Here is a 21,280-nt window from a genome sequence, read left to right on the forward strand (position 1 = left end):
GAGGACTGCGTCCCCCACAGGGTGATGCAGGACAGTGTCTGCCCAGATAGGAGCAATGGATGAGTGACCACGTATACGGCCTCAGCGAGATCGTCGGTAGCAGCAGGACCAGCGTCGAGGACGCCATCCGGACGGCCATCCGACAAGCGGCGCAGACCGTGCGCCACATCGAGTGGTTCGAGACGGGAGAGATCCGGGGGCACGTGGTCGACGGCGATGTCGCGTACTTCCAGGTGAAGCTGAAGCTGGGGTTCCGCATCGAGGATCGGTAGCCGAACGGCCTCGTGTTGAGGCGGTGAGAGCCGGCGTCGCACACCACGCTGTTTCTGCAGAGGGCCGCTCTGGCTCACGGACCATTCTTCCCGTAATCCCGAGCAAGGAAGGGTCCAGCATGGGCACAGTTCAGTCAGCGCGCGGACAGTCATGACGACCATCGAATCCTTGTCGGACACTTTCGTCGCTGCTCCAAGCCTTTCGACTTGGACAGGTCCTGTGCCTGTTCCAGATCGGGATTCCGCGTTCTATTGGTCCGGCCTGAGTGAGCGGCGACTGCTGGTATCGGCTTGCAATACCTGCTCCTATCTGATCCATCCGCCAGTGGCCGGTTGCCCCAGGTGCTCGGGTACGGATCTAGGTCAACACCAGCTCGCTGGGACCGGAATCGTCTACTCATTTACGGTAGTGAATCGAGAATTCGCACCTGGGATCAAGCCGCCATTCATCGTCGCCATCGTCCAGATGGACGAGCAAGCCGATCTTAGAATGCTCACGAATTTGGTTGACGTGAAGATCGGTGACGTTCGCGTGAATCAGCGCGTACGGGTTGTCTTTCAACAGGTCAGTTCGGACGCCGTTCTCGCGTTCTTCACGCCAGAGGAGCCTTAGTGCCTTCCAGGACCAACGCTGTCGACGGCAAGGTCGCCCTGGCCGGCGTGGGGTACAGCCAGATTGCGCGTAGTACGGGGCGGAGTGAAGGGTCGCTGGCAGTCGAGGCGTGCAAGAACGCCCTGGCGGACGCGGGCCTCACGATCGACGACGTGGACGGCATCTCCGTGTGGCCCGACCGGATCTCCAGCGCCTTCGAAGGGCCGTCCATTGCATATATGCACAGAGCGCTTGGCATGAAGAACACCAGGTTCTGGCAGGCCTATGGCGCTGGACCTGCACAGCTGTCGTCAATTGTCGGGGCAGCGTATGCCATCGTCGCTGGCGCAGCATCGACCGTCGTGTGCTTCCGCGCGCATCTACGGCAGGAGCAACGGTTCTATGTTGCAGGGGGAACGGGCGCGAGCGGCAATCACGCCACGGGCGATCAGGCTTTCAAGGCACCTTATGGAGTGCCGGCCGGTGCGCCGCGTTTCGCACTCTGGGCTCAGCGCCAAGCCCATGAATTCGGCGTGTCGGATGAAGACCGAGGTGAACTGGTGCTGCTCACCCGAGAGCATGCGCAGCTGAATCCCCGGGCTGTATGGCGCGGAAGCCCTCTTACGATGGACGATTACCTCTCCTCAGATCTGATCTCCAGCCCTTTGCGGATCCTGGATTGCGATATGCCGGTAGACGGTGCCGTCGCCGTCGTCCTTACTCAGGCCGAGCGAGCGCCAGATCTGCGCGCTGCGCCCGCAATCATCCGCAGCATGGGTCACGCCACAGGACCGACCATCGACTTCGACATCTGGCCGGACATGAGTCACATGGGGTCGCGCTACGCCGCTGAGCAGCTCTGGGCTGGGACTGATCTGAAGCCGGCTGATGTGGATGTCGCTCAGGTATACGACGGTTTCTCCACGCTCGCCCTCGCCTGGTTGCAGGACATGGGCTTTGTCGACCAACGCGACGTGGGCGATTGGCTCCGGGAGGGAAACGGCCGGCTGGGAAGCGCAATGCCCATCTGTACTGACGGTGGCCAACTCGGGGGCGGGCGCCTCCACGGCTTCGGAAAAGTCGCCGAGGCAGTGCAGCAACTGCGGGGAGAGTGCGGCCCAAGACAAGTCCCGGGCGCCGAGGTGAGCCTGGTCTGCGCCGGGGGTGGTCCGATGGCTACAACATTGCTCCTGTCGAAGTAGCGCGACTGCTCGTGCTGCTACCCATGGCAACGCTCATGGCTGCGCGGGCTTTCTAGGAGGGCGCGATGAGTGACACGCCCGCCGCACAAGTGACGTCGTTGTGGGCGCCGCTGCGCGTGCGTGCGTTCACGGCGATGTGGCTGGCGCAGTTGGTCAGCATGCTGGGCATCTGGATGCAGACTGCGGGTGCGCAGTGGTTGCGGATACGAACCTGACTCGTCGGCCCTGGTCGCGCTCGTCCAGGTGGCGTCGATCCTGCCGATGTTGCTTTTCGCCCTTCCGGCCGGTGCGCTGGCCGACATCCTCGACCGGCGCAGGCTGCTCATCGGCGTGCAGCTCTTCCAACTGGTCGTAGGTAGCTCGCTCAGCATCCTGACGGCCGTGGATCTGATGCCGCCCGCGCTGCTGCTCTTCTTCACCTTCCTGCTCGGTACGTGCATGACCGCGTCCCTGCCCGCCTACCAGGCCCTGATCCAGTCGTTCGTGCCGCGCGAGCAGGTGCGGATGGTGGCCGCGCTCGGTGGCGTGGCCGTGAACGGAGCGAGAGCCGTCGGTCCGGCGCTGGCAGGGGCGTTGTTGTCCCAATCCGCGCCGGCCGTCGTGTTCGGGTTCACGGCCGTGTCGGCTTTCGCCTTCCTCGTCGTGCTGGGTGTCGTGCGCCGTCCACCGGTCCCGACCGGCATGCCGCCCGAGCGGTTCGCGAGCGCCATGCGGGCGGGTGGGCGATACGTGCGCAACTCGCCCGCCGTGCGCCGGTGGCTGCTGCGGGTCTTCCTCTTCGTGCTGCCTGGCGCCGCGATGTGGGCGTTGTTGCCGCTGGTTGCCTCCGAGCTGCTCTCCAGCGGTTCCACGGGCTTCGGCGTGCTGCTCGGTAGCCTCGGGGCGGGTGCGGTTGCCGGCGCCGCGGTGCTGCCGCGCCTGACTTCCCAGCTGCCGGGCCAATCGGCTGCTGGTCCTGTCGACGGTGCTCTTCGCCGTCTCGCTCGTAGCTTGCGTGACGGTCCCGGTCCTGGCCGTGGTCGCGGTGCTCCTGGTACCTGGCGGCATGGCGTGGCTGTGGGTGCTCATGGGCGTCAGCGGGGCGTTGCGGGTGCTCTTGCCCCAATGGGTGCGCGCCCGCGGTCTGTCCACATTCAACATGGTCTTCGCGGCCTCGCAGGCGACGGGCTCGCGGTCACAGCCAGCCGACCGGTCCCTCGAGCAGGGAGCCAAGTTCGCCCCGGTTGATGCCGATGCCCTCTGAGAGGTGCTCGTCCATGAGTGTCGAGGCGGCCTCGCCGTCGCCGTCGACGATGGCCTGAGCGACCTTGAGGTGGTCCTCGACCAGCAGCTTGTGGAGCTTGCGGACGTCCCCGACGGTGGAGAGGCGGTGTGCGACCAACTGACCGTACGCGCGGAACGTGAGCTGGAAGACCCGGTTGCCGGCCAGCCCGGACACCGCACCGTGGAAACCCTCATGGCCGGTCACGTAGACGTCGAGGTCGACGTGCTCGTCCGCCTCGACGTCACCGGACAGATACGGGGCCATCACCTGCTCGCGCAGCGCAGCGTCGGGATTCCTCGCGGCCATCCGGGCGAGCGTCGACTCCGCGAACACCCACGCCTCGAACAGCTCGTCATACGTCGCCCCCGCGAGGTGGAAGAACAGCGCCTCCATCCGGCCCAGATTGGCGGAGTCGACGGTGCCGACCACCGGGCCGCCGCCGGGGCCACGACGGATGCTGATCATCCCCTGGACCTCCAGGAGTCGCAGCCCCTCGCGCAGGGACTCGCGGCTGACGCCGTACTGCTGGAGCATCTGGGCTTCCAAGGGCAGGCTGTCCCCAGGCTGGAGCCCGGCGGCGGTGATGCTGCGCACGACGTCCCGAGCCACGACCTCCGCGGCCTTGAGCGGCCGGAGAACCGAACCTCCGGCGGCAATCGGGATGCCCTTCACCGGACTTTCCGACGTCGCGATGCGCGCGCCGGTCTGCTTCTTCCTCGTCATCCTTGCCCTCACTCTCCTGTCATGGACGGGACAGCCCCGTTGGTTGACTGCGACCGCGTCGAGGCCCAGCCCTCGGCTCGTGGTCGACTTGACGAGTGCCAGAGCCCCGTCGGGGCTGAAGGCCTGGGGATGACGCCGCATCTGCCAATCGACGGACCCCATCTCTGGGGGACCCCATGGGCCATCGGAGCCGGCGGGGGGAGGGCCGGCGGTCTGGGGACGGCAGCCGAAGGACTCGGCGGGCGTTGCTGCCCGGTCGGCACGACGACCACGCCCTGCATCTGCTCGCACTCGCCGCTGCAACGATCTCCGTTGCAGACCCGGACGACGTGCGCGCGCTGGGCGGAAGGGCTTCGACGCCCGCACGCTCGGGCGGCAGCTGAGCGGTGTCCGATGGCCGCCACCGCACGACCGGTCTCATGGCTGCCTCGAGGCCGGCCTTCAAGACCTGATGAGCAGCGCGCCGGTTCGCCCCACGCCGACGGCTACGCAGCCGAGGGGTGCGGGCCAGCCGAATACGTCGAGGCTGAGTGCGTGCTCGAGCGACAAGCTGCCCGCCCCTGCAGTGCAGGGGAACAGACCGGCGGCGGTGCTGGTCATGACGCACTCGCAGCTCTCGCCGGGCCGGAAGATGAAGAAGCCGTCGCTGCGGTGGTTCGTGCCCCGCGCAACTGCCATGACCTCCACGACCACCGCACCGACCAAGGGCGTCAGCAGACCGAGCAGCAGCACACCTGCCCCCACCTAGGGGACCGACGCCGTCCATGCGTGCAGCCAACCTGGCCTCATCCCAGACTCTCGAACTACCGAGCGGTGCCGTGCACCTCCCCGCCGCCCCACATGTGGTTGCCGCCGTACGCCGGCATCACGAGACCCATGGCCAGGCACAGGATCAGGAGACCAGCGTCGATCGATTCCATGTCAGGCGTCCTCTTCGGATCTGCGGATCATGTGGAGATGACGACGTCGGGCTGTCCGGCAGCGCGGTAGGCATGAAACGCCCATCGAAGATCGAGCCATCCTGAGGGTTCGGACGTCCGGCTCGATCGGCGTGCGAGACCGCACCGGCCGCCGGGCCTGCCACACCCTGCCTCGAGCCACTGGACGCGCATGCCGGAGGCGCGTGCGGCACTCCGACCTGCCACCCAGCTGCCCTGTCAGCTCGAGGAGCGTCACATCGAGGCGTCCGATGCAGCCGGCACGACCGGCAACACGATGCGACTGCCGTCCGAGCCACCGAAGTGCACCTGCTGGCGAGCCTTGACGACCTCGTCGCTGTCCCAAGCCCGCCCGCCGGTATTCAGGTTCACGTCGAACCGTGGGCTGTTACTACTCGACACTTGGACGCGAATCCGATGCCCCTTCAAGAAGACGTAGGACGTCGCGCCGAGCGCCACCCTGACGGCCAAGCCGGCATCCGGCTCACAACGAACCCGACGGATACCGTCGCAGACGCTCAAGGACTTGCCGTCGGGATGAACGTCGCACAGTCGAACCGTGAAGTCAGTCGAAACCGCGCTGGAGGACACTCGGAGATCGGCGTTCACCCAGCCCGTCACTTCCAGATCCTGCTCCACCGGATCCGATGTGAACGTCAGGACGTCATCGCGCGCCTCAATGGCATTCTGGATTACTGGTCCTTGCAGCACCGCCGAGTCCAGCACCAAGTGCGCACCGCCGGTGGTGGGCACAGGATTCATCGGATCGTATTCGTAAGAGGCGGTCTGCTGCTCGTGCAACTGGGCCCATTCCAGGCGCCCCGAGTCGTCGGCCCTACGCATGAAGAGCGGCGTTTCGACTGCTCGGGCGAGTGGCCAGTCGTCTTCGTCACGCCAGACGTTTCGACCCATCACGAACAGCTTCACCCGCTTGCGCTGACGAAATGCACGGTCGTCGCCCTCGAGTTGCTTCCGGAACCAGCCGAGCTGCACGCCGTCGAGATAGAGCTTTGACTGGCGGCCGAAGTCCACGTCCCCGACGCGGATACTCCCCTGGCCACCGGTTCTGGGGGGATAGTGGTTCCACGGACCAATAATGAGGTATTGGCCGTCCCGGGCGGCGTCGGTGGCTGCCCCTCTGCGAAGCCCCTGGTAGTTCCTGAGCGTACCGACGTGGAACTGATCGAACCAACTCGTGACGTGCAGAGCCGGCACATCGATATCGGCGTACCGATTCTCGAGTGAGATCGCCTCCCAGTAGGGATCATCAGGCGTCGCCTTCTCGACCCAGTCCATGAACCACGGCGTCAGGACAGCCAGGGCACCGTCGGGCCGACCCAACTGGTTCCTCAAAGGGAGATCGAGAGCCGCCTGCGGCAGATTGGCGAGGACTTCTTCGATCTCGGCGCGAAGGCGACCGAGCTCACTGCTGTCGAGGTCAGCGAAGCGGAACGAACCGTAGGCCGTCGTTCCCAGCGAGATCGTCAACAGGGCGCCCAGCTCAAACGCACCACCGAAGTACGACCGACCCTCGTAGTAGTCCGAACTGGCCTGGATCGGACTGATGACGCGCAGGTGAGGAGGCCGCGCCGAAGCTGCCGCCATCGCGGTCGCCCCGTGATACGAGCTACCGAACATCCCGACGTCGCCGTTGCACCACGGCTGTGCCGCGCACCACTCGACGGTGTCGTAGCCGTCGTCGCGCTCGACGAACGGTTGGTGCTGCCCTTCCGAGCTCGCCCGGCCCCGCACATCTTGGATCACGACTGCGAAACCTTTTATCACCGCCGAGATCTGGTCGAGATCGACCAGGGTCCCGAATGGCATGTTCTTGTCGTAGGGCGTTCGCTTGAGCAGGACCGGCCAGCGCCCCTCCCCCGGTCTGTAAACGTCCGCCCTGAGAGTCGTCCCGTCTCGCATCGGGACCTCGACGTCCCGCTCGACGACCAGGCTCCTGAACACGTCCTCTGTCCGGCTCACTGCGAACAATTCCTTTCACGTGTCTTCACCGAATGCGGCGCTGAAGGCCCTGACCGACTGACGGAAAGAGCGTCCAGCTCAGAGTGCTGTCCAGAGGCGGGTACGGACTGCATCTCGCCCACAACCGCGCAATGGCCATCGTGATCGAAGGTCCGTGCGGAGGACGACCAGAAGGTGGCGGGCAGGCCGGTCATGTCGACGGGGGCCGGCGCCATCTCTGCGGAATCACGATCTGGGCCTGCCACGCCTCCCTTCCCGGCGCGACAGTCGGCCGGACGGCCACGAGACCGCCCGCCCCGTGACTCAGATCATCATGACGATTTGACCGTAACGCAACACAGCTGCGACGTCCAGCACCGGTCCCGGACACCCGCCCGACCCCCGCACCGCCGACGCGGGCGGCGAACATGGGCCGGTGGCGCGCTCTACCCCTCGCCCCTGCCGCAGCACCCGGGCTGCGCCAGGAGCGAGGGGCTGCGGCTCGTGCGACGCACGCACCGTGCCGCGATCGGGCACGGCACTCCGGGATCGCGGTCGCCGTTGCTCTCGGCCGCGATCGCCTGGGCAACCTCGTCACGTGGCACCGTCGGCGAGCCCAGGCGCTTCTCGCCGCGCTCTGGGCCTGCAGTAGTCCCGGGGAGTCCTGCGCGCCGTGCCTGGGATGAGGGCGAGGTGTCACCGAGGAGGCCTTCGCCGCCGGCGCCACGGCCGCGCGACGGCGAGCTGGTGTCGGTGCCCACCAAGCGCGGTGCGGGCACCTCACGCCTGCTGTTCGGGACGGCCGAAGAGACGGCCCCGCTCCTCGAGGCCAACACTGTGCGCTCTGGCGCGGCGGGGACTCCGAGTGGTCACCCAGTCGGCCTTCCTGCGCTCACGGGGCGAGTGGCATCTGAGAGATGTCGAGGCGGCCGCGCTCCCGTACCCCTACCCCTGTACCAGCCTCGTGGTTCTCGGGAGTCTGACGTGGCGTCGAGTGACGCACCGTTCGGCGAGGTCAATACGTGACGGATCATCGCCGGTGCGGCTCGCCGAACGACGCCTGGGGCGGGGCTGGTTGTCGGTGCCGAGGAGCAGGTCCTTGCGCTGGCGGGCCTGCACGATCACTGGGGTCCGGCGGACGAGCCGGGCGTACCGGCGCGCTGCCCGAGGGGCAGTGACCGGGCTGACCTCGTGCTGCTCGATGTCCCCCTCGCCGACGCGCGCTGGCCGAGCCGGGTGCCGAGCACGTCCGCCGCAGCGTGCCGGGGACCAGCGTCGTACGACGAGCATCAGACCTCGGTCAGCCGGTGTAATCGACCTCGGTCCGCCACTGCGCCGGGTCCTGATGGGCGGCCGCGAAGATCGCCGCGGCAACCCGGTCCGGGGTGAACGGGCCCTCTCGGCCCAGCACACCGCGGACGGTGACCGAGACCGCCCTGATGCCCTGCTCCGCCAGGGCGCCGTCGATGCTCTTCACCAGGTTCCGCAGGCCTGCCTTCTGGACCCCGAGCGAGGCGGCGCCGCTCGAGGGCTCGTCCGCTGCCATCGACCCGGTTGCGGTAACCCGCGCGCCTGGGCGCAGGGACGGCCGGAGGGCCTGGAGTGCGGTCAGAAGGGCGCCGACGCCGAGGGCGACGTCGGCAAGCAGATCGGGGACGCTCAGGGTGAGCGGGTCAGCCGCCCGGAAAATGCTGGGATTGAAATGAAGGACGGCGACCGGACCGAGCTCGGTGGCCAGCTGGCCCAGCGCCGTCCGCGCGGCACCGTCGTCGGTGACATCGACCGTAACGGTGCGCACCCTCGCACCCCGGGCTCCGAGGTCATCAGCCAGGACGGCGAGCTGGTCCTGCTCGGTTCCGGCGAGCCCGACGGGGTGCCCGGCGTCGGCCCACAGGCGGGCGAGTGACCCGCTGACGCCCGGCCCGGCTCCGACGATGATCACCGAACCTTTGTCGTCTGCCTTGGCCTGATCCATTCTCTCTCCTCGTCATCCGTGCGCCGGTCTCGTGCGGCTGGGCCCGTCAGGTGAACAGCACGATCGTTCCGATGTGCTTGCTCGGCTCCAGCATTCGGTGGGCCGCGTCAGCCTGCGTCAGAGGCAGCGTGCTGTGGATGACCGGCCGGACCGCGTTTTCCCCATTAGCAGCCACACGTGGTCCTCGACGTCTACGCACACCGGCGCCTTCTCCTCGACCAGATGCGGGCGTCGGGCCGCGGCCATCGCGCTGGCCCGCTTCTGCATCAGTCGTCCGACGATCAGCTCCCCGCGCATCCTACGCAGATGCGCATGCCACCCATGTCCGCACTGTTCATCTGCTCCTCGTGGACGCACGACCGATGCTGCTCAGAGCGCAGGGTGGGGCTGTCCGCTTGAGTCGACCGCATGAGTTCCATGACGGTCATGCCGCGCAGCTGCTGGACCTGAGCGAGGTGCTCGTCCAGCTGCACAACGATCCGCGCGGTCCGCGCTGCCGGACGCGCTTCAGGTCGATCGTGCGCCCTGGAGGGCTGCCGCTCTGATCAGCTGCGGTGTCCCCACTGGTTGAGGGTCCGCGGTATATGCCGGCGCGGTGGGCGTCGGCATCTTGCTGTTCAGGGCGCCAGGCACGCTGGTGTCCATTCGATCCTGGCCCTGGACCCAGTGATCCTTTCCCGGTAGCGGGAAAGGCTCAATCCCTCAAAGTCGATCGGTAGAACGAGCCCAAGAGCCTTGTAGCGTCTGAGTCAAAGATGATGCGACACGCGGGAGGGAGAAGCGCGGTGGCCGACGCTGACCCCCCTGATGAGAGGATCCTCAGCTGTTGAAACCGATGTTCACGACAAGGAAGACGCAGTCCTCGTCGTAGTGGTTCTTCCAGGCGTGCGGGACGCCCGCGTCGACGAGGAGATCCCCGGGGACAAGCGTGTGAACCTTGCCGCCGGGCAGTTCCAGATCGATCTTGCCGCACAGCACGATGTTGTAGTCGATGGTATCGCTTGCGTGCATCGCGGCGTCACCGTCCTGGCCGGCTTCCACTGTGATCCCAGCGGATGCCATGTCGAGCTTTCCGGCTGAGTTCGCGAGGAAACGCGTCACACCGAAAGTGGATCCGTTCGGGCCTGCTATATCGAAGATCTTCGGTACGCCTCCGGGCGTCTCTCTCGAGTGCCCGTTGTCTGCTCGCCAGTACCAGGCGCCCTGGACAACGCCGGGCAGGTCGAGTACCGCCTCGGGCTTTGCGCCGACGAAGAAGTCCGGCTCGCCGACTTCATTCAGCCTTGCCACAACAAGGTTCCAGTCCTGTGGGTTAGGAAATGACATGGCTTCTCCATCGTGCCGGGACGATCGGCGTCGCCTGAGACGCATGCGATCGCGAGGACTCCGGAGTCTATTAGGCGCTCTACAGTTGAGCAGAACGGCGCCGCCTTCGGGGCGCACCGTAGTCCGCGAAGCTTCGGGGCCGAGGCGGTTGCGGGCGACGGGTCTCGGTGCGATCTGAAGCCACCGATGGACTTGTCGAGGACGGGTGGTCGGAGCTGCTCGGCGTGCCCGGCTGGTGTGCGATGGCTCATCTGGCCAGTGCCGGATGCAGGTCAAGATCCCGCAGCTCACGGAAGCGCTGGTCGGCCGCGTCAACGAGCACCACGCGTTCCTTGCCAGGGTTCACCTCGACCTCATCGATCAGAACGCCCGTAGTAATCAACCAGCTGACCGAACGGATCGAGGCAATGATGGTGCCTTTCATGGCTTCCGCGACCTGGATCTGCACGATCCCCCCGGATCGGCACCGTCACAGCCGACGTCGTTGTGGCCGAGACGGGCACCGACATGAGTTTCCCGACCGGAAAGCACCTCGCCTCCTGGGCCGGCACGACCCCGGGGCTCAACGAGCTCGCAAGCAAGGTGGAATTCAACCGGACCCGTTCGGGCAACCCCTATCCCCAGAGGGCTCTCGGGGCTCGGCCATGTCGATCGCCCGAACGGCTGGCACCCACCTCAACGCGAAAGCAGAAGGATCGCAACCCGCCGCGGACCACAGAAGGCCAACGTCGCCTCCAAACGCGCTGCTCGTCGCGATCTGGCACATGGGAGTCGCCGGCACCCTCTACGAAGATCCCGGAGCCGACTACCACACCCAACGTTGACCAGACAGAGCCAGGCAGCGGGCCATCCACCAGCTTGGAGCCATGGGCTACCGCGTCACGCTCGACGAAGCCTCGTAGCGCTCAGCGCCGCGCAGTCTCGCCATACGCGGATCATCGCGTCAGCCTCTCGACATTGCGTAGTAGCGACGGCCTCGCCCGGGGACTCCATCGCTGCCCCGCCCGTGCACTCCTGCTGCCCCGCTGGCCTGCCCATGCACACGTCCCCAAAATCGTGGTGTTGCGACGCCCATGAAATCCGCCCAGTACACATCGGCAGCGTTCACCGCTGGGTTCCTCGAAGCGGCAATTGCTGCGTGAGACCGACCCCTTACATGTCTTTCTCGCGGGTCTCGGCCATGCACGCGTCGAACGCCGACTGAGCGGACTCCCTCATGAAGTAGACGTCGTAGTGGTGGAAAACGATGTCCGCACCGGCGTTGGGCGTCTGCTTTCCACCGTGTACCCATGGAGTCATCGTCCACAGACCATTCGCGGCGGCAGCCGCCTTCGTTCGCTCCCATGCCTCGCGGATGGTGGGCGAGTTCATCTCCATCAGCGAGAGACCCAGGTCCTGAGCAAGGTCCCCCGGTCCGAAGATGACGGCTCCGACGCCATCGACGGCGCAAATCTCTTCCACATTCTGGAGCCCCCTCCTGGACTCGATCTGGGGGATCATCATCGTATTCCTGGTCGCCCAGGCTTTGATGTCCTCCCACTCCGGCACGGAAGAGTAGCCGGCCATGTAGGATCCAGGCCCGGAACCTCTACTCCCCTCGGGCGAGAATCGCGATACAGAGACGGCTGCGGCCATCTGCTCAGCTGTCTCCATATGGGGAAGAATGATTCCGTCGACGCCGACGTCCATGAACCTCCGAATCGTGGTCGGCAAGCTGTCGGGGAGCCGCGCAAATGAAAGCATGCCACGCGATGTTGCCGCCCGCACGTGACCAAGGGCATCTTTCGGTTCCATGGGAGTGTGTTCGCTATCTACAATCACGAAATGAAATCCAACAGATCCCAGGATGTCCGTCACGGCCGGGTCGAAGAGCGTCGCGAAGACCCCGGTGGGCCGGACTCCTTCCCGAATCAGCGCGCTGATCCGGTCCCGCGCCGGAATGCTGACCTTGTACGTGCCCATAGCGATGTCCTTAGTATCGGCTTCCAGAATAGTGCGCCTGAGCCGCTCTCTTCCAGGACGCGTCCTGGAAGACGCAGTTCGGCCCAGAATTCGTCATTCGATGCCTGCTCACACTCCTCCCCATCGATGGCCACATATCAGATTCCCGCAACGCGAGAATTGAGGAGACACTCTCATCGTCAGCTAGTGCTCCGTATCTGACGTCGTTGATGTCTTGCGGCGGCGTGGGTCGGTGGCCTTGGCAATGACGGTGTCGGGATCCTTGGTCCAGGTGAAGGGCCGGCAGCGGTCGTTCCAGGCGAGGATGAACCGTTCGATGGCGGCGATCAGATCGGCCACGGTCGGAAAGCTGCCCCGGCGCAGCGCCTGGCGGGTGATGATCGAGAAGAAGGCCTCGACCAGGTTCAGCCAGGATCCCGAGGTCGGCGTGAAGTGCAGCCGCACCCGCGGGTGGCGCTGCAGCCAGGCGCGCACCGCCGGATGCGAGTGGGTGGACAGGTTGTCGACCACGACGTGCAACTGCCGGCGCGGATAGGCGCGCGCCACCCGGCGCAGGAAGGCCAGAAACTCCTGGTGCCGATGCCGCTGGGTGCAGGCCTCGGTCACCCGGCCGGTGGCCACCTCCCGTGCGGCGAACAGCGCGTGGTGGTGCCGTGCCGGACGTAATCGAAGCTGGCCACCTCGGGATGTCCGGGCCGCACCGGCAGGATCGGCGCGGTGCGCTCCCGCGCCTGGATCTGCGGCTTCTCGTCCACGCAGAGCACCACCGCCTTCGCCGGCGGATGCAGGTACAACCCGACGACGTCGCAGATCTTGGCTTCCAACTGAGGGTCGGTGGAGAACTTGAACGTCTGCGCCCGCCACGGCTGGACCCCGAAGCGGTGCCAGATCCGGGCCACCGTGGCATGCGAGATCGGCGTCCCCTCGCCGGCCAGCGCGCTGGCCAGCAGCCGGGAGGACCAGTGCGTCGCCCCCAACTGATCCGGCGGCTCGGTCAGCGTCAGCTCCAGCACCCGATCCCGCAGCGACTCGGGCAACTGCGCCGGCTTGCCCGGCCGCGGCAGATCCTCCAGCCCGGCCAGGCCGTGCTCGGCGTAGCGCCCGCGCCAGGTCACCACCGTCCCCTCGGCGCAGCCGACGATCGCCGCGATCTCCCTACCGGGCACCTCGTCGGCGGCCAGCAGCACGATCCGGGCCCGCTCGACCACCCGCGCCGGCGCGCCCTTGTCCCGAACCCGCCGCTGCAGCTCCCGCCGATCGGCGTCCGGTACCTCGACCGTCCGCACGTGCGCAGGCATACGAAATGGTCGACCCCGCGCCATGATCCCATCAAGAAGCACCGTGACGGAGCACTAGGGGACGCAGGGCCCCAGCTCGCCGTCGAGGAAGCGTACGAAGCCGTGGGCCGCGGACGCCACCGGCCGCCCGACCGGGGCGACCAACCGCCATTGGCGCCTGTTCACCTCATGGCGCGTTGCAGTCGTTGTGCGAGGAGCCGTTGTCCACGAATAGAACACTCGCTGCGCCGAGGCGTAGGGCTCGGTGGTCATCACCTGCTCGACCAGCTGCCCGAACGGCTCGAGTCCGGCGGTCGGGGCGCAGCGGCCGAACACCTCGGCGGCGTGCACGTCGTAGGCGGCCAAGTGGGCCAGAGTGCCGCCGCGGCGGTTGTCCTGAGGTCGACCACTCGGAACTGACGCGGCGACGGTCGTCACCGCTACCACCGCGCTGCGCGCCCACGCCGAGGCCCTTCCGGTGCTGGCCGAGTGGACCGACACCGACCATGCCGTCCTCGGCGACCTCGGCTACGAAGGCGAGCGGGACGCCCTCACCGTGCCGGTCAAGAAATCCGACGGCCACCAGCTGACCGACGACGAGCGCACCATCAACGCCTTGCACGCGGCCACCCGAGCCCTGGCTGAACGCGGCAACTCCCTGCTCAAGACCGCCATCAAGGGTCTGCGTCGAGTCAGCCTCTGCCCCTGGCGCATCGGCGCGATCGTCGCGGCCGCGCTCGTCCTGCTCCACCACGAGAACGACCGAACCACATGATCAACAACCACGTCAGCCCGCCACTGGGAACGGCTCAGTCCCCGACAAACGGGACCAGGCACTGACGTTCGGCGCGACACACAACACCAAGGACTCCGACGAGGCGATGGAAGCCCTGGCGCGGTTGACCGACGGTCGGACGTAGCTCACTTTCACCGCATCATCTCGTGTCAGGAGGTCGCGACGCACATTTCCCACAGGATGAAGATGTACATGCCCCAGTCGTAGTGCATGGAATAGCGTCCTCGGCACAGCGAGCCATGACAGAAGAGTGAGAGCAAGGGTGATGAGGAAGAAGCAGGCCGAGGCCCAGACCCCGGAGTCGGCGACTCCGGGGAAAGGCATCCCCATTGCCGCCGGAGGTTCGGTTCTCCGGCCGCTCAAGGCCGCGGAGGTCGTGGCTCGGGACGTCGTGCGCAGCATCACCGCCGCCGGGCTCCAGCCTGGGGACAGCTTGCCCTCGGAAGCCCAGATGCTCCAGCAGTACGGCGTCAGCCGCGAGTCCCTGCGCGAGGGGCTGCGACTCCTGGAGGTCCAGGGGATGATCAGCATCCGTCGCGGCCCCGGCGGCGGCCCGGTGGTCGGCACCGTCGACACCGCCAATCTGGGCAGGATGGAGGCGCTGTTCTTCCACCTCGCGGGGGCGACGTATGACGAGCTGTTCGAGGCGTGGGTGTTCGCGGAGTCGACGCTCGCCCGGATGGCCGCGATGAACCCCGACGCTGCGCTGCGCGAGCAGGTGATGGCCCCGTATCTGTCCGGCGACGTCGAAGCGGACGAGCACGTCGACCTCGACGTCTACGTGACCGGCCACGAGGGTTTCCACGGTGCGGTGTCCGGGCTGGCCGGCAACCGGGTCTTCCAGATCACGTTCCGCGCATACGGTCAGTTGGTCGCACACCACTTCTCCACCGTCGGGAACGTCCGCAAGCTCCACAAGCTGCTGGTCGAGGACCACCTCAAAGTGGCTCAGGCCATCGTCGACGGCGACGAGGAGGCCGCCTCGACACTCATGAACGAGCACCTCTCAGAGGTCATCGGCATCAACCGGGGCGAACTTGGCTCCCTGCTCGAGGAACCGGTCGGCTGGCTGTGACCGCGCCTCGGTCGTGGGGGCCGGCGGATACGGCGTGACGAACGGCCACGACGTCTGGGGTGCGGCCGACCCCCGCAAGATGGTGGGGGCTCTGCGCGCCGTCGTTCTCGAGGCGAAGCGCCCGGAGACCGCGGTGCATCTGCTGCACTGAGCGCCGGAGCGGCACCAGGGCAGTGGACCGTCACGAAGGGCGACGCACATGACAGCCGAAGTTGCAGCGGCGGGAGACACGCGCGGCCCTGAGGTCCTCCTCTGCCCCGACTCGTTCAAGGGCACCTTTTCAGCGCGGGAGGTCGCAGCTGCCCTCGCGCGCGGGGTGCACGAGGCCGGCGGCCAGCCTGTCGTGCTGCCCCTTGCCGACGGCGGGGAGGGCACCGCACAGGCCCTGCTGGACGCCGTCGGAGGCGCCTGGATCGAGGCCACGGCCACCGGTCCCCTTGGCGAGCCGGTGCCGGCGCGTCTGGCCCTCTTGGCCGACGGCCGGACGGCGGTGGTGGACGTCGCTGCGGCGAGCGGGCTGCCACTCGTCGCTCCGGAGGACCGGGACGCCGAGCGCGCCACCAGTTACGGCACGGGGGAACTCCTCACGCGGGCGGTTCGCGAGGGGGCCCGCACGGTGTACGTCGCCTGCGGCGGGAGCGCGACGACGGACGGCGGTCACGGCGCCGTCCAGGCCGTCCTCGCCGGCGGTGGCCTCCAGGGAGCACGGCTGGTGGTGCTCAGCGACGTCACGACGCCGTTCGAGGAGGCCGCGACGGTCTTCGGTCCTCAGAAGGGCGCCGCGCCCCATGCGGTCGGGCGGCTCACCGAGCATCTGCACCGGCTCGCCGCCGGCTTTCCTCGGGATCCTCGCGGCCTGGCCCGGGCCGGCGCAGCCGGCGGCCTGGCCGGCGGCCTCTGGGCCTTCTTCGACGCGGAGCTCACGTCGGGCATAGACGCCGTGATGGACGCGGTGGGTTTCGACGACGCCAGCCGTCGCGCCGCCGTCGTCGTGACGGGCGAGGGACGCCTGGACGACCAGAGCATGCGGGGCAAGGTCGTGTCGGGGGTCGTGCGCCGCGCCGTGGGCCGCCCCGTCTACGTGTGCGCCGGCCAGGTCGCTCTCCCGGACCGTGCCGTGCGGGAGGCCGGCCTCCGCGCGGCGCTGGTCACGCCCGATCTGGAGGACCTCGTGCGAGCGGGCGCGCGCATCACCCGCATGCACGTCGGAGCGCACAGCGACGGGACGGAGCAGGGAGCGACTGCTTGAGGGACCACATCCCGGTGGGGAGTTGGTGTGTCAGCCCGTGAGATCGCGATGCCGCACCGTCGGTCCGCCTCGACGACGCCGGGCCGGCCACATCCAGGCCTGGGCGTGGTACCTGGACGGGAAGCCGGCCGGCTGCAGCGTGGACCACGTCTGCCTGAGCCGACGCCTCAGCCCTGGTGCCATGCACGCGGCGGCCTCTTCGGCCGTCCGCTGGTCGTCCACGACGAGGGACGTGCGTGCTGGAGCGACGATCTGTCCGAAGACGCGAGCGCCGTCAGCATGCCGCCGCTATCCCAATTCCGTGGATGTCCCCCCTTGATCACACTCGTTGATCCCCGGGAATCAGCGACCGTAGCGAAGGGCGCGACTTCACCTGTCCGCTGCTTCTCGAAGCGGGATCCTGATCTCAGCGTGCTGTGAGGGCCTGGACAGAGGTTGCGGCGTCGGTCGTGGTCGTCGCTGAGGCCAGGGACCGCCGGAGGGCGACAGTGGCTCTGGGCCAGGAGACGATGACCGCGCCGACGATGGACTCGTCTGATGCGCCGTAGATGGCGGCGAAGCGCGGACGGGGGGCCGCGCCGTCGCTGACGACGGGCTGGTTCTCGATGATGTCGGTCAGCTCGCCGTGAGCGGGGTCTCCGAGGACCTGGATGTGCCAGTCGTACTGATCGCTCCACACGTACGTGCGGGGCCGGTGCTCGGGGGCATCGCCGTGCACGATGACCTTTGCCACGATCGCTGCTTGGTCGACAGCGTTGTTCCAATGCTCGTGTCGGCGTTGAACGCCGTCATGGGGATCGAGCCAGCGCGCAGCATCGCCGACGGCGTAGATCCCAGCGACGTCGGTCGCTCTTCCTCGGGCGTCGCATGCGACACCGTTCGTCACGTCGAGACGGGACCCGGACAGCCACTCCGTGTTGGGCAGGGTTCCGATCCCGACGACCACGACGTCGCAGGTGAGGACTGTCGAGTCAGACAGGGACAGCTGAATGCCCGAGGTGTTCTTCTGGATCGACTCGACGCGGGTGCTCAACAGGAGCTGCACGCCTCGGTCCTGGTGCAGCTTGATGAATCGCTCGGCGAGCGTGCCTCCCAGCACGCGCGCCATCGGGTGCGGGAGCGGGTCGATCATCGTGACGTCCACGCCCAGGCCCCGGGCTGTGGCGGCTACCTCGGCGCCGACGAATCCTGCACCGACGACCGCGATGCTGGTTGCGCTCTCGAGCGCGCGTCGGAGCTGATCGGCGTCCTGAAGATCCCGGAGAGAGAGCACCCCCTCGACGGTGTCCCACGGGGTGGCTCGGGGGCTGCTGCCGGTCGCAATGACCAAATGCTCGTAAGTGATCCGCGAACCGTCCGCGAGTTCCACCACGTCCCAGTCGGGGTCGACGCCAACCGCTCGGGCCCCGAGCATCATCTCCACGTCGAGGTCGCTTGCTGCCTCCTGCGTGAGGAGGGTGAACTGGTCCAAGGACCTACTGCCGGCCAGATATTGCTTCGACAAGGGTGGCCTGTCGTAGGGCTCGACGAGTTCGTCGGTCAGCAGACGGATCCGACCTCCGTAGCCTTCATTCCGCAACGCCTGGACCGTTCGGACTGCACCGATGGAGCCACCGACAACCACGACGCCTGCTGGTGCTTCGCTCATCGCTCACGCTGCCCAAGTCGGATCCGGCGAGGGCCCGCCGGATGTCGAGTCAGGCTATCGTCCGTCCCGGCGCCGGACGCGCTGCTGCTCGTCAACACCGAGGTCAACCGGTCTGTCGGTCCTGCGATCGCGGGACTGGTCATCGGCTCGCTGAGCTGCGGCACGGCTGTGGTGTTCTTGCCCCTGGGGTCCTCGCTTGGTCGGTCTGCTGTTCACCGCGGCGCTGCGCGGCCAGGCGCCGTGGGCGGACAAGGCGCCTGCTGCAGCTTCGGTTGACGGTGGATAGGAGGCCGGCGGCGGTTGTAGGTTTGCTCGATCCAGGCACGTCTGCGGCGTGGAGTTCGTCGCGGGTGCGCCAGCGCCGGCGGTCGAGGACGATCTTCTGCAGCAGCGCGTGCCTGGCCTCCGTGTCAGCGTTGTGACCCGCGGAGGCGACGCGGCCCATCGATACCTGGAGCCCGGCGGCTGTCAGTACCGCCCGGAAGGATGGTGCTTCTCATTCAGGGAGCCGGCCGCGAAGTAGGCCGCGGCCCGTCGCAGGATCTCGTTCTCCATCCAGCCGTCGCTTCTCCCGGCGCAGCTGCACGATCTCGCTCTGCTCGGCGCTGGTCTGCCCATCGACGACGCCGTCATCGAGGTCGGCCTTTGCTCAGCTTGGTCCAGTCGACCGCCTCGCAGGACCGGCGGCTGCCTGGGCGCGATACCTTCGGTCGCTCGCTGCTCCGAGGCCTGTCCTTCGTGCCCAATCAGGCGCCGCCGTCCGCCCCCACCCTGGAGTGCCCCGTGACCGAGCCCTCGCCTCCTGCGTCGGCGCAACCCGAATTCGGTCTGCGCTGGGGCATCAAGGGATCGTTCCTCGAGTACCTCCAGCGGATGCCGGATGGCAGAGGCTGGTTGGGCGATGGCGCCGTGGCGGTCGGGACGAACGAGATCCTCTTCCCGCCGGAGCAATCAGGGTGGCGGTCCTCCCCCGATGGCGTCCCGGACAGGTTCTGGGCCTTCCGCGGCGACGTCCGCTTCAGTGGTCACTTCGGGATGCTCTTCGTCCGCGTGGCGTTCCCCGTGCTGACCCTCCGCGGCGAGCTTGCCGAGCTCACCGTCGCACCCCTCGAGGACACGGAGGGCGCGGAGCGGTTGACGCTGGTCACGCTTCGTCTCGCGCAGCAGCCTTCGCCGGAGGGGATCGAGATCTGGCGCGGCACGGAGGTCCGGCTGACCGGGACCGGTGCCGGGTTGTTCAACGACGTCTATCCGCCCGGGGAGGGGTTCGAGCCGCTCACGGTGACTGTGCCCCTGCTCGACGCGGGTGGGTGACCAGTGCGACGCCGCCGCCAGCCCGACGTTCGAGGCCAGAGTTGCTCTCCGGCCCCCGCTAATCGACAGCCGAGAACAGGCGGGGAGAGGTAACCAAGATCAGCCGAGACGGTGTCAAGGATCAGCCGGGCTCGCACTCGCCCCCACACCCGGGGAAGCCTGTCCGACTGCGCCGGCGGCCGGAAGGGCGCTTCCCGTCCCTCCGGGATGGGCCTGCGGCCCACCCTTCCACCGGCGCTGCGCAGTCGGAGGGGAGCTGGTTTGTGGGGAAGCGGGGTGGACTCCCGGCTGACCACCCCGCATCCCGCCTCGCCGCGGGAGGGCCCGGCGTCACCGGCCACCCGCCGGCGGTGACGGGTCCTCGGACCAAGATCGTTACAGCTGGTGAATCCTGTCGGACTCAGCCAGCACGGTGCGCTACTGGGCGTTCTGCGCTCTGCTCCCATCTCGCTGCACCAGTGCATCGGAGACTCGAGGGGTCTGCCGGGCGTGGGGAAGCACCCGTCGGGGGCGGCGCGCGTACAGGTGTAGGTGCGGGAAGGTGGCGTGGCTCTTGCCGGCCGGATACCAGTGCACCGCCCAAACCTTCGCGTTGTCTGGAGTCCTGAACTCATACAGGTACGCCGACGTGGCGACCCGCCGGCGCTCCTGCTGGATGTCGTACTTCTCGGGGTCGGTCGGGATGATCCGGTAGTGCATGGAAGCCAGGAACCGGCAGCCGGCCGCGTCACCATGCAAGTACGAGGCCGTCTCCCGCCGTTCAGGCTCCAGCCGGGCGTTTGCCCGTGGTCGCCCGACCGGCGAGCAAGACGACGATCAGCCCGTGCCCAGGAAGGCCGCCGCTCGTTCGAGAGGAGCCAGGAACGCTTCGACCGCTTGATACGGCGACGCTCCCAGCACGAGGCTTCGGCGTACGAAAAGTAGCGCCATGAGCACGTCGAGCAGCCCGGGGTGGGCATCGGGGTCGACGTCTTCGCACTTTCCACCGTCGAGTGCCGCGAGGAACTCTTCGCCGCTCAGGTCCAAGGCGGCGCGGGTCAGACCACCATCTCGATCTCGATCTCGGGGACGCGCGGGAGGGCCAGGACCAGCTCGAACTCCGCCATGTCGGTGATCAACACCTCCATGGCCGAGACGAAGGTGTCACGCATGCGCTGGGCGTCGTCCCGGCTCGCCTCCATCGCCTCACGGCTGTCGAACGTGACCGCGGACGCCGCCCGCCCCTTGGCGCGGTCGATCAGCAGGCTGACGCTGCAGAAGCCCGGCATGTCCTCCAGCTGCGGCACGAGCGTCAACCGATAGGCGTCGAGGACCCGGTCGACGTGGTCGACGTCCATCTTGCTCCACACCACACGGGTGCAGGCGCCCTCAGGCGCCTCGTACATGCGGGGCATGACGGCGACCTCCCACTCCTGCACCTCCTCCGTCTCGTTGCCCATGATCCCCCGCGTCTGGACGCGCGTGCTGGCGAGGCTCTGAGCGGTGGCGCGCATCGCCGCATGGTCGTCCCAGGCCGTGGTCGCGATGCAGAGGCCCGATGCACGGTCGACCAGCAGCGACAAGCTCACACAACCGCGCATCCCGAGGATGGCGGGCGCCACTTCGCGGATGTGCGCGATCCCGTCGTCCACGCGCCGCGGGTCGGCGTGGATGGTCGTCGTGCGTGCGTACATGCCGGTTCTCCTCACGCTTGGCGGCGCCCCCACGG

General features: G+C 67.6%; 21 protein-coding genes and 3 pseudogenes. 11 read left to right on the forward strand and 13 right to left on the reverse strand.

Annotated features, from left to right (window positions below; translation table 11 throughout):
- Window positions 1–59 precede the first annotated feature (59 nt).
- The 6 genes and pseudogenes from ACWIYF_RS19710 to ACWIYF_RS19735 all read left to right on the forward strand — a co-directional run bounded on the left by ACWIYF_RS19710 (window position 60) and on the right by ACWIYF_RS19735 (window position 3,309).
- Window positions 60–272 (forward strand): dodecin, encoded by a 213-nt coding sequence (locus ACWIYF_RS19710; protein ID WP_448624523.1) that lies wholly within the window; start codon window positions 60–62, stop codon window positions 270–272.
- Between the two features lie 151 nt (window positions 273–423).
- Window positions 424–885, forward strand: coding sequence for a Zn-ribbon domain-containing OB-fold protein (locus ACWIYF_RS19715; RefSeq protein ID WP_448624524.1), 462 nt, complete (start codon window positions 424–426; stop codon window positions 883–885).
- Entirely contained in the window at window positions 885–2,066 is a 1,182-nt protein-coding gene (locus tag ACWIYF_RS19720; RefSeq protein ID WP_448624525.1) for a thiolase C-terminal domain-containing protein, read from the forward strand. Before ACWIYF_RS19715 ends, ACWIYF_RS19720 begins: the two co-directional genes overlap by 1 nt.
- Window positions 2,067–2,131: 65 nt before the next feature.
- Window positions 2,132–2,281, forward strand: coding sequence for an MFS transporter (locus ACWIYF_RS19725; protein WP_448624526.1), 150 nt, complete (start codon window positions 2,132–2,134; stop codon window positions 2,279–2,281).
- Window positions 2,253–2,987: pseudogene (locus tag ACWIYF_RS19730) on the forward strand (MFS transporter); the annotation flags it as partial. The gene ACWIYF_RS19725 and the pseudogene ACWIYF_RS19730, both read left to right, overlap by 29 nt.
- Window positions 2,988–3,060: 73 nt before the next feature.
- Window positions 3,061–3,309 carry an MFS transporter gene (locus ACWIYF_RS19735; RefSeq protein ID WP_448628774.1) on the forward strand — a complete coding sequence of 83 codons (249 nt, stop codon included), beginning with the start codon at window positions 3,061–3,063 and terminating at the stop codon, window positions 3,307–3,309.
- Here ACWIYF_RS19735 and ACWIYF_RS19740 read toward each other — a convergent pair.
- From ACWIYF_RS19740 to ACWIYF_RS19770, 7 genes are all read right to left on the reverse strand, one after another.
- Window positions 3,241–4,215 carry a FadR/GntR family transcriptional regulator gene (locus ACWIYF_RS19740; protein ID WP_448624527.1) on the reverse strand — a complete coding sequence of 325 codons (975 nt, stop codon included), beginning with the start codon at window positions 4,213–4,215 and terminating at the stop codon, window positions 3,241–3,243. The genes ACWIYF_RS19735 and ACWIYF_RS19740 overlap by 69 nt on opposite strands.
- A 279-nt stretch (window positions 4,216–4,494) precedes the next feature.
- Entirely contained in the window at window positions 4,495–4,785 is a 291-nt protein-coding gene (locus ACWIYF_RS19745) for a hypothetical protein (protein ID WP_448624528.1), read from the reverse strand.
- 440 nt (window positions 4,786–5,225) lie between these two features.
- A complete protein-coding gene (locus ACWIYF_RS19750; protein WP_448628775.1) occupies window positions 5,226–6,911 on the reverse strand; it encodes a CocE/NonD family hydrolase in 1,686 nt (561 codons plus the stop codon).
- A 1,339-nt stretch (window positions 6,912–8,250) separates the two neighbouring features.
- Window positions 8,251–8,925, reverse strand: a complete 675-nt coding sequence (locus ACWIYF_RS19755) for an SDR family oxidoreductase (RefSeq protein ID WP_448624529.1) — start codon at window positions 8,923–8,925, stop codon at window positions 8,251–8,253.
- A 46-nt stretch (window positions 8,926–8,971) separates the two neighbouring features.
- The gene (locus ACWIYF_RS19760; protein WP_448624530.1) at window positions 8,972–9,124 is read right to left on the reverse strand and encodes a zinc-binding dehydrogenase; all 153 of its coding nucleotides are present in this window, start codon (window positions 9,122–9,124) and stop codon (window positions 8,972–8,974) included.
- Window positions 9,125–9,744: 620 nt separating this feature from the next.
- Entirely contained in the window at window positions 9,745–10,251 is a 507-nt protein-coding gene (locus ACWIYF_RS19765; protein WP_448624531.1) for a cupin domain-containing protein, read from the reverse strand.
- 247 nt (window positions 10,252–10,498) lie between these two features.
- Complete coding sequence (locus ACWIYF_RS19770; RefSeq protein ID WP_448624532.1) at window positions 10,499–10,699, reverse strand: hypothetical protein; 201 nt, start codon at window positions 10,697–10,699, stop codon at window positions 10,499–10,501.
- A gap of 11 nt (window positions 10,700–10,710) precedes the next feature.
- On the opposite strand from ACWIYF_RS19770, the gene ACWIYF_RS19775 reads away from it, so the two are divergent.
- Window positions 10,711–11,328: a transposase gene (locus ACWIYF_RS19775; protein ID WP_448628776.1), complete on the forward strand. Its 618-nt coding sequence runs from the start codon at window positions 10,711–10,713 to the stop codon at window positions 11,326–11,328.
- 75 nt (window positions 11,329–11,403) lie between these two features.
- Here ACWIYF_RS19775 and ACWIYF_RS19780 read toward each other — a convergent pair whose 3' ends face one another.
- The 3 genes and pseudogenes from ACWIYF_RS19780 to ACWIYF_RS19790 all read right to left on the reverse strand — a co-directional run bounded on the left by ACWIYF_RS19780 (window position 11,404) and on the right by ACWIYF_RS19790 (window position 13,856).
- A complete protein-coding gene (locus ACWIYF_RS19780; protein WP_448624533.1) occupies window positions 11,404–12,213 on the reverse strand; it encodes an HpcH/HpaI aldolase family protein in 810 nt (269 codons plus the stop codon).
- Between the two features lie 183 nt (window positions 12,214–12,396).
- Window positions 12,397–13,511 (reverse strand): annotated as a pseudogene (locus ACWIYF_RS19785) (IS630 family transposase).
- 54 nt (window positions 13,512–13,565) lie between these two features.
- The gene (locus ACWIYF_RS19790; protein WP_448624534.1) at window positions 13,566–13,856 is read right to left on the reverse strand and encodes a hypothetical protein; all 291 of its coding nucleotides are present in this window, start codon (window positions 13,854–13,856) and stop codon (window positions 13,566–13,568) included.
- A gap of 76 nt (window positions 13,857–13,932) precedes the next feature.
- Here ACWIYF_RS19790 and ACWIYF_RS19795 point away from each other — a divergent pair.
- The 3 genes and pseudogenes from ACWIYF_RS19795 to ACWIYF_RS19805 all read left to right on the forward strand — a co-directional run.
- Window positions 13,933–14,265: pseudogene (locus ACWIYF_RS19795) on the forward strand (transposase family protein); the annotation flags it as partial.
- A 286-nt stretch (window positions 14,266–14,551) separates the two neighbouring features.
- The gene (locus ACWIYF_RS19800) at window positions 14,552–15,361 is read left to right on the forward strand and encodes a FadR/GntR family transcriptional regulator (protein ID WP_448624535.1); all 810 of its coding nucleotides are present in this window, start codon (window positions 14,552–14,554) and stop codon (window positions 15,359–15,361) included.
- A gap of 199 nt (window positions 15,362–15,560) precedes the next feature.
- The gene (locus ACWIYF_RS19805; protein WP_448624536.1) at window positions 15,561–16,610 is read left to right on the forward strand and encodes a glycerate kinase family protein; all 1,050 of its coding nucleotides are present in this window, start codon (window positions 15,561–15,563) and stop codon (window positions 16,608–16,610) included.
- A gap of 406 nt (window positions 16,611–17,016) precedes the next feature.
- Here ACWIYF_RS19805 and ACWIYF_RS19810 read toward each other — a convergent pair whose 3' ends face one another.
- Window positions 17,017–18,258, reverse strand: coding sequence for an NAD(P)/FAD-dependent oxidoreductase (locus ACWIYF_RS19810; protein ID WP_448624537.1), 1,242 nt, complete (start codon window positions 18,256–18,258; stop codon window positions 17,017–17,019).
- A 783-nt stretch (window positions 18,259–19,041) separates the two neighbouring features.
- On the opposite strand from ACWIYF_RS19810, the gene ACWIYF_RS19815 reads away from it, so the two are divergent.
- Window positions 19,042–19,572 carry an HtaA domain-containing protein gene (locus tag ACWIYF_RS19815; RefSeq protein ID WP_448624538.1) on the forward strand — a complete coding sequence of 177 codons (531 nt, stop codon included), beginning with the start codon at window positions 19,042–19,044 and terminating at the stop codon, window positions 19,570–19,572.
- A gap of 816 nt (window positions 19,573–20,388) precedes the next feature.
- On the opposite strand, the gene ACWIYF_RS19820 is transcribed toward ACWIYF_RS19815, so the two are convergent.
- Both ACWIYF_RS19820 and ACWIYF_RS19825 read right to left on the reverse strand, forming a co-directional pair.
- Window positions 20,389–20,598 (reverse strand): hypothetical protein, encoded by a 210-nt coding sequence (locus ACWIYF_RS19820; protein WP_448624539.1) that lies wholly within the window; start codon window positions 20,596–20,598, stop codon window positions 20,389–20,391.
- An 11-nt stretch (window positions 20,599–20,609) separates the two neighbouring features.
- On the reverse strand, window positions 20,610–21,245 hold the full coding sequence (locus tag ACWIYF_RS19825) for an antibiotic biosynthesis monooxygenase (RefSeq protein ID WP_448624540.1): 636 nt from the start codon (window positions 21,243–21,245) through the stop codon (window positions 20,610–20,612).
- Window positions 21,246–21,280 lie beyond the last annotated feature (35 nt).

The sequence above is a fragment of the Geodermatophilus sp. URMC 64 genome (genome assembly GCF_053502555.1).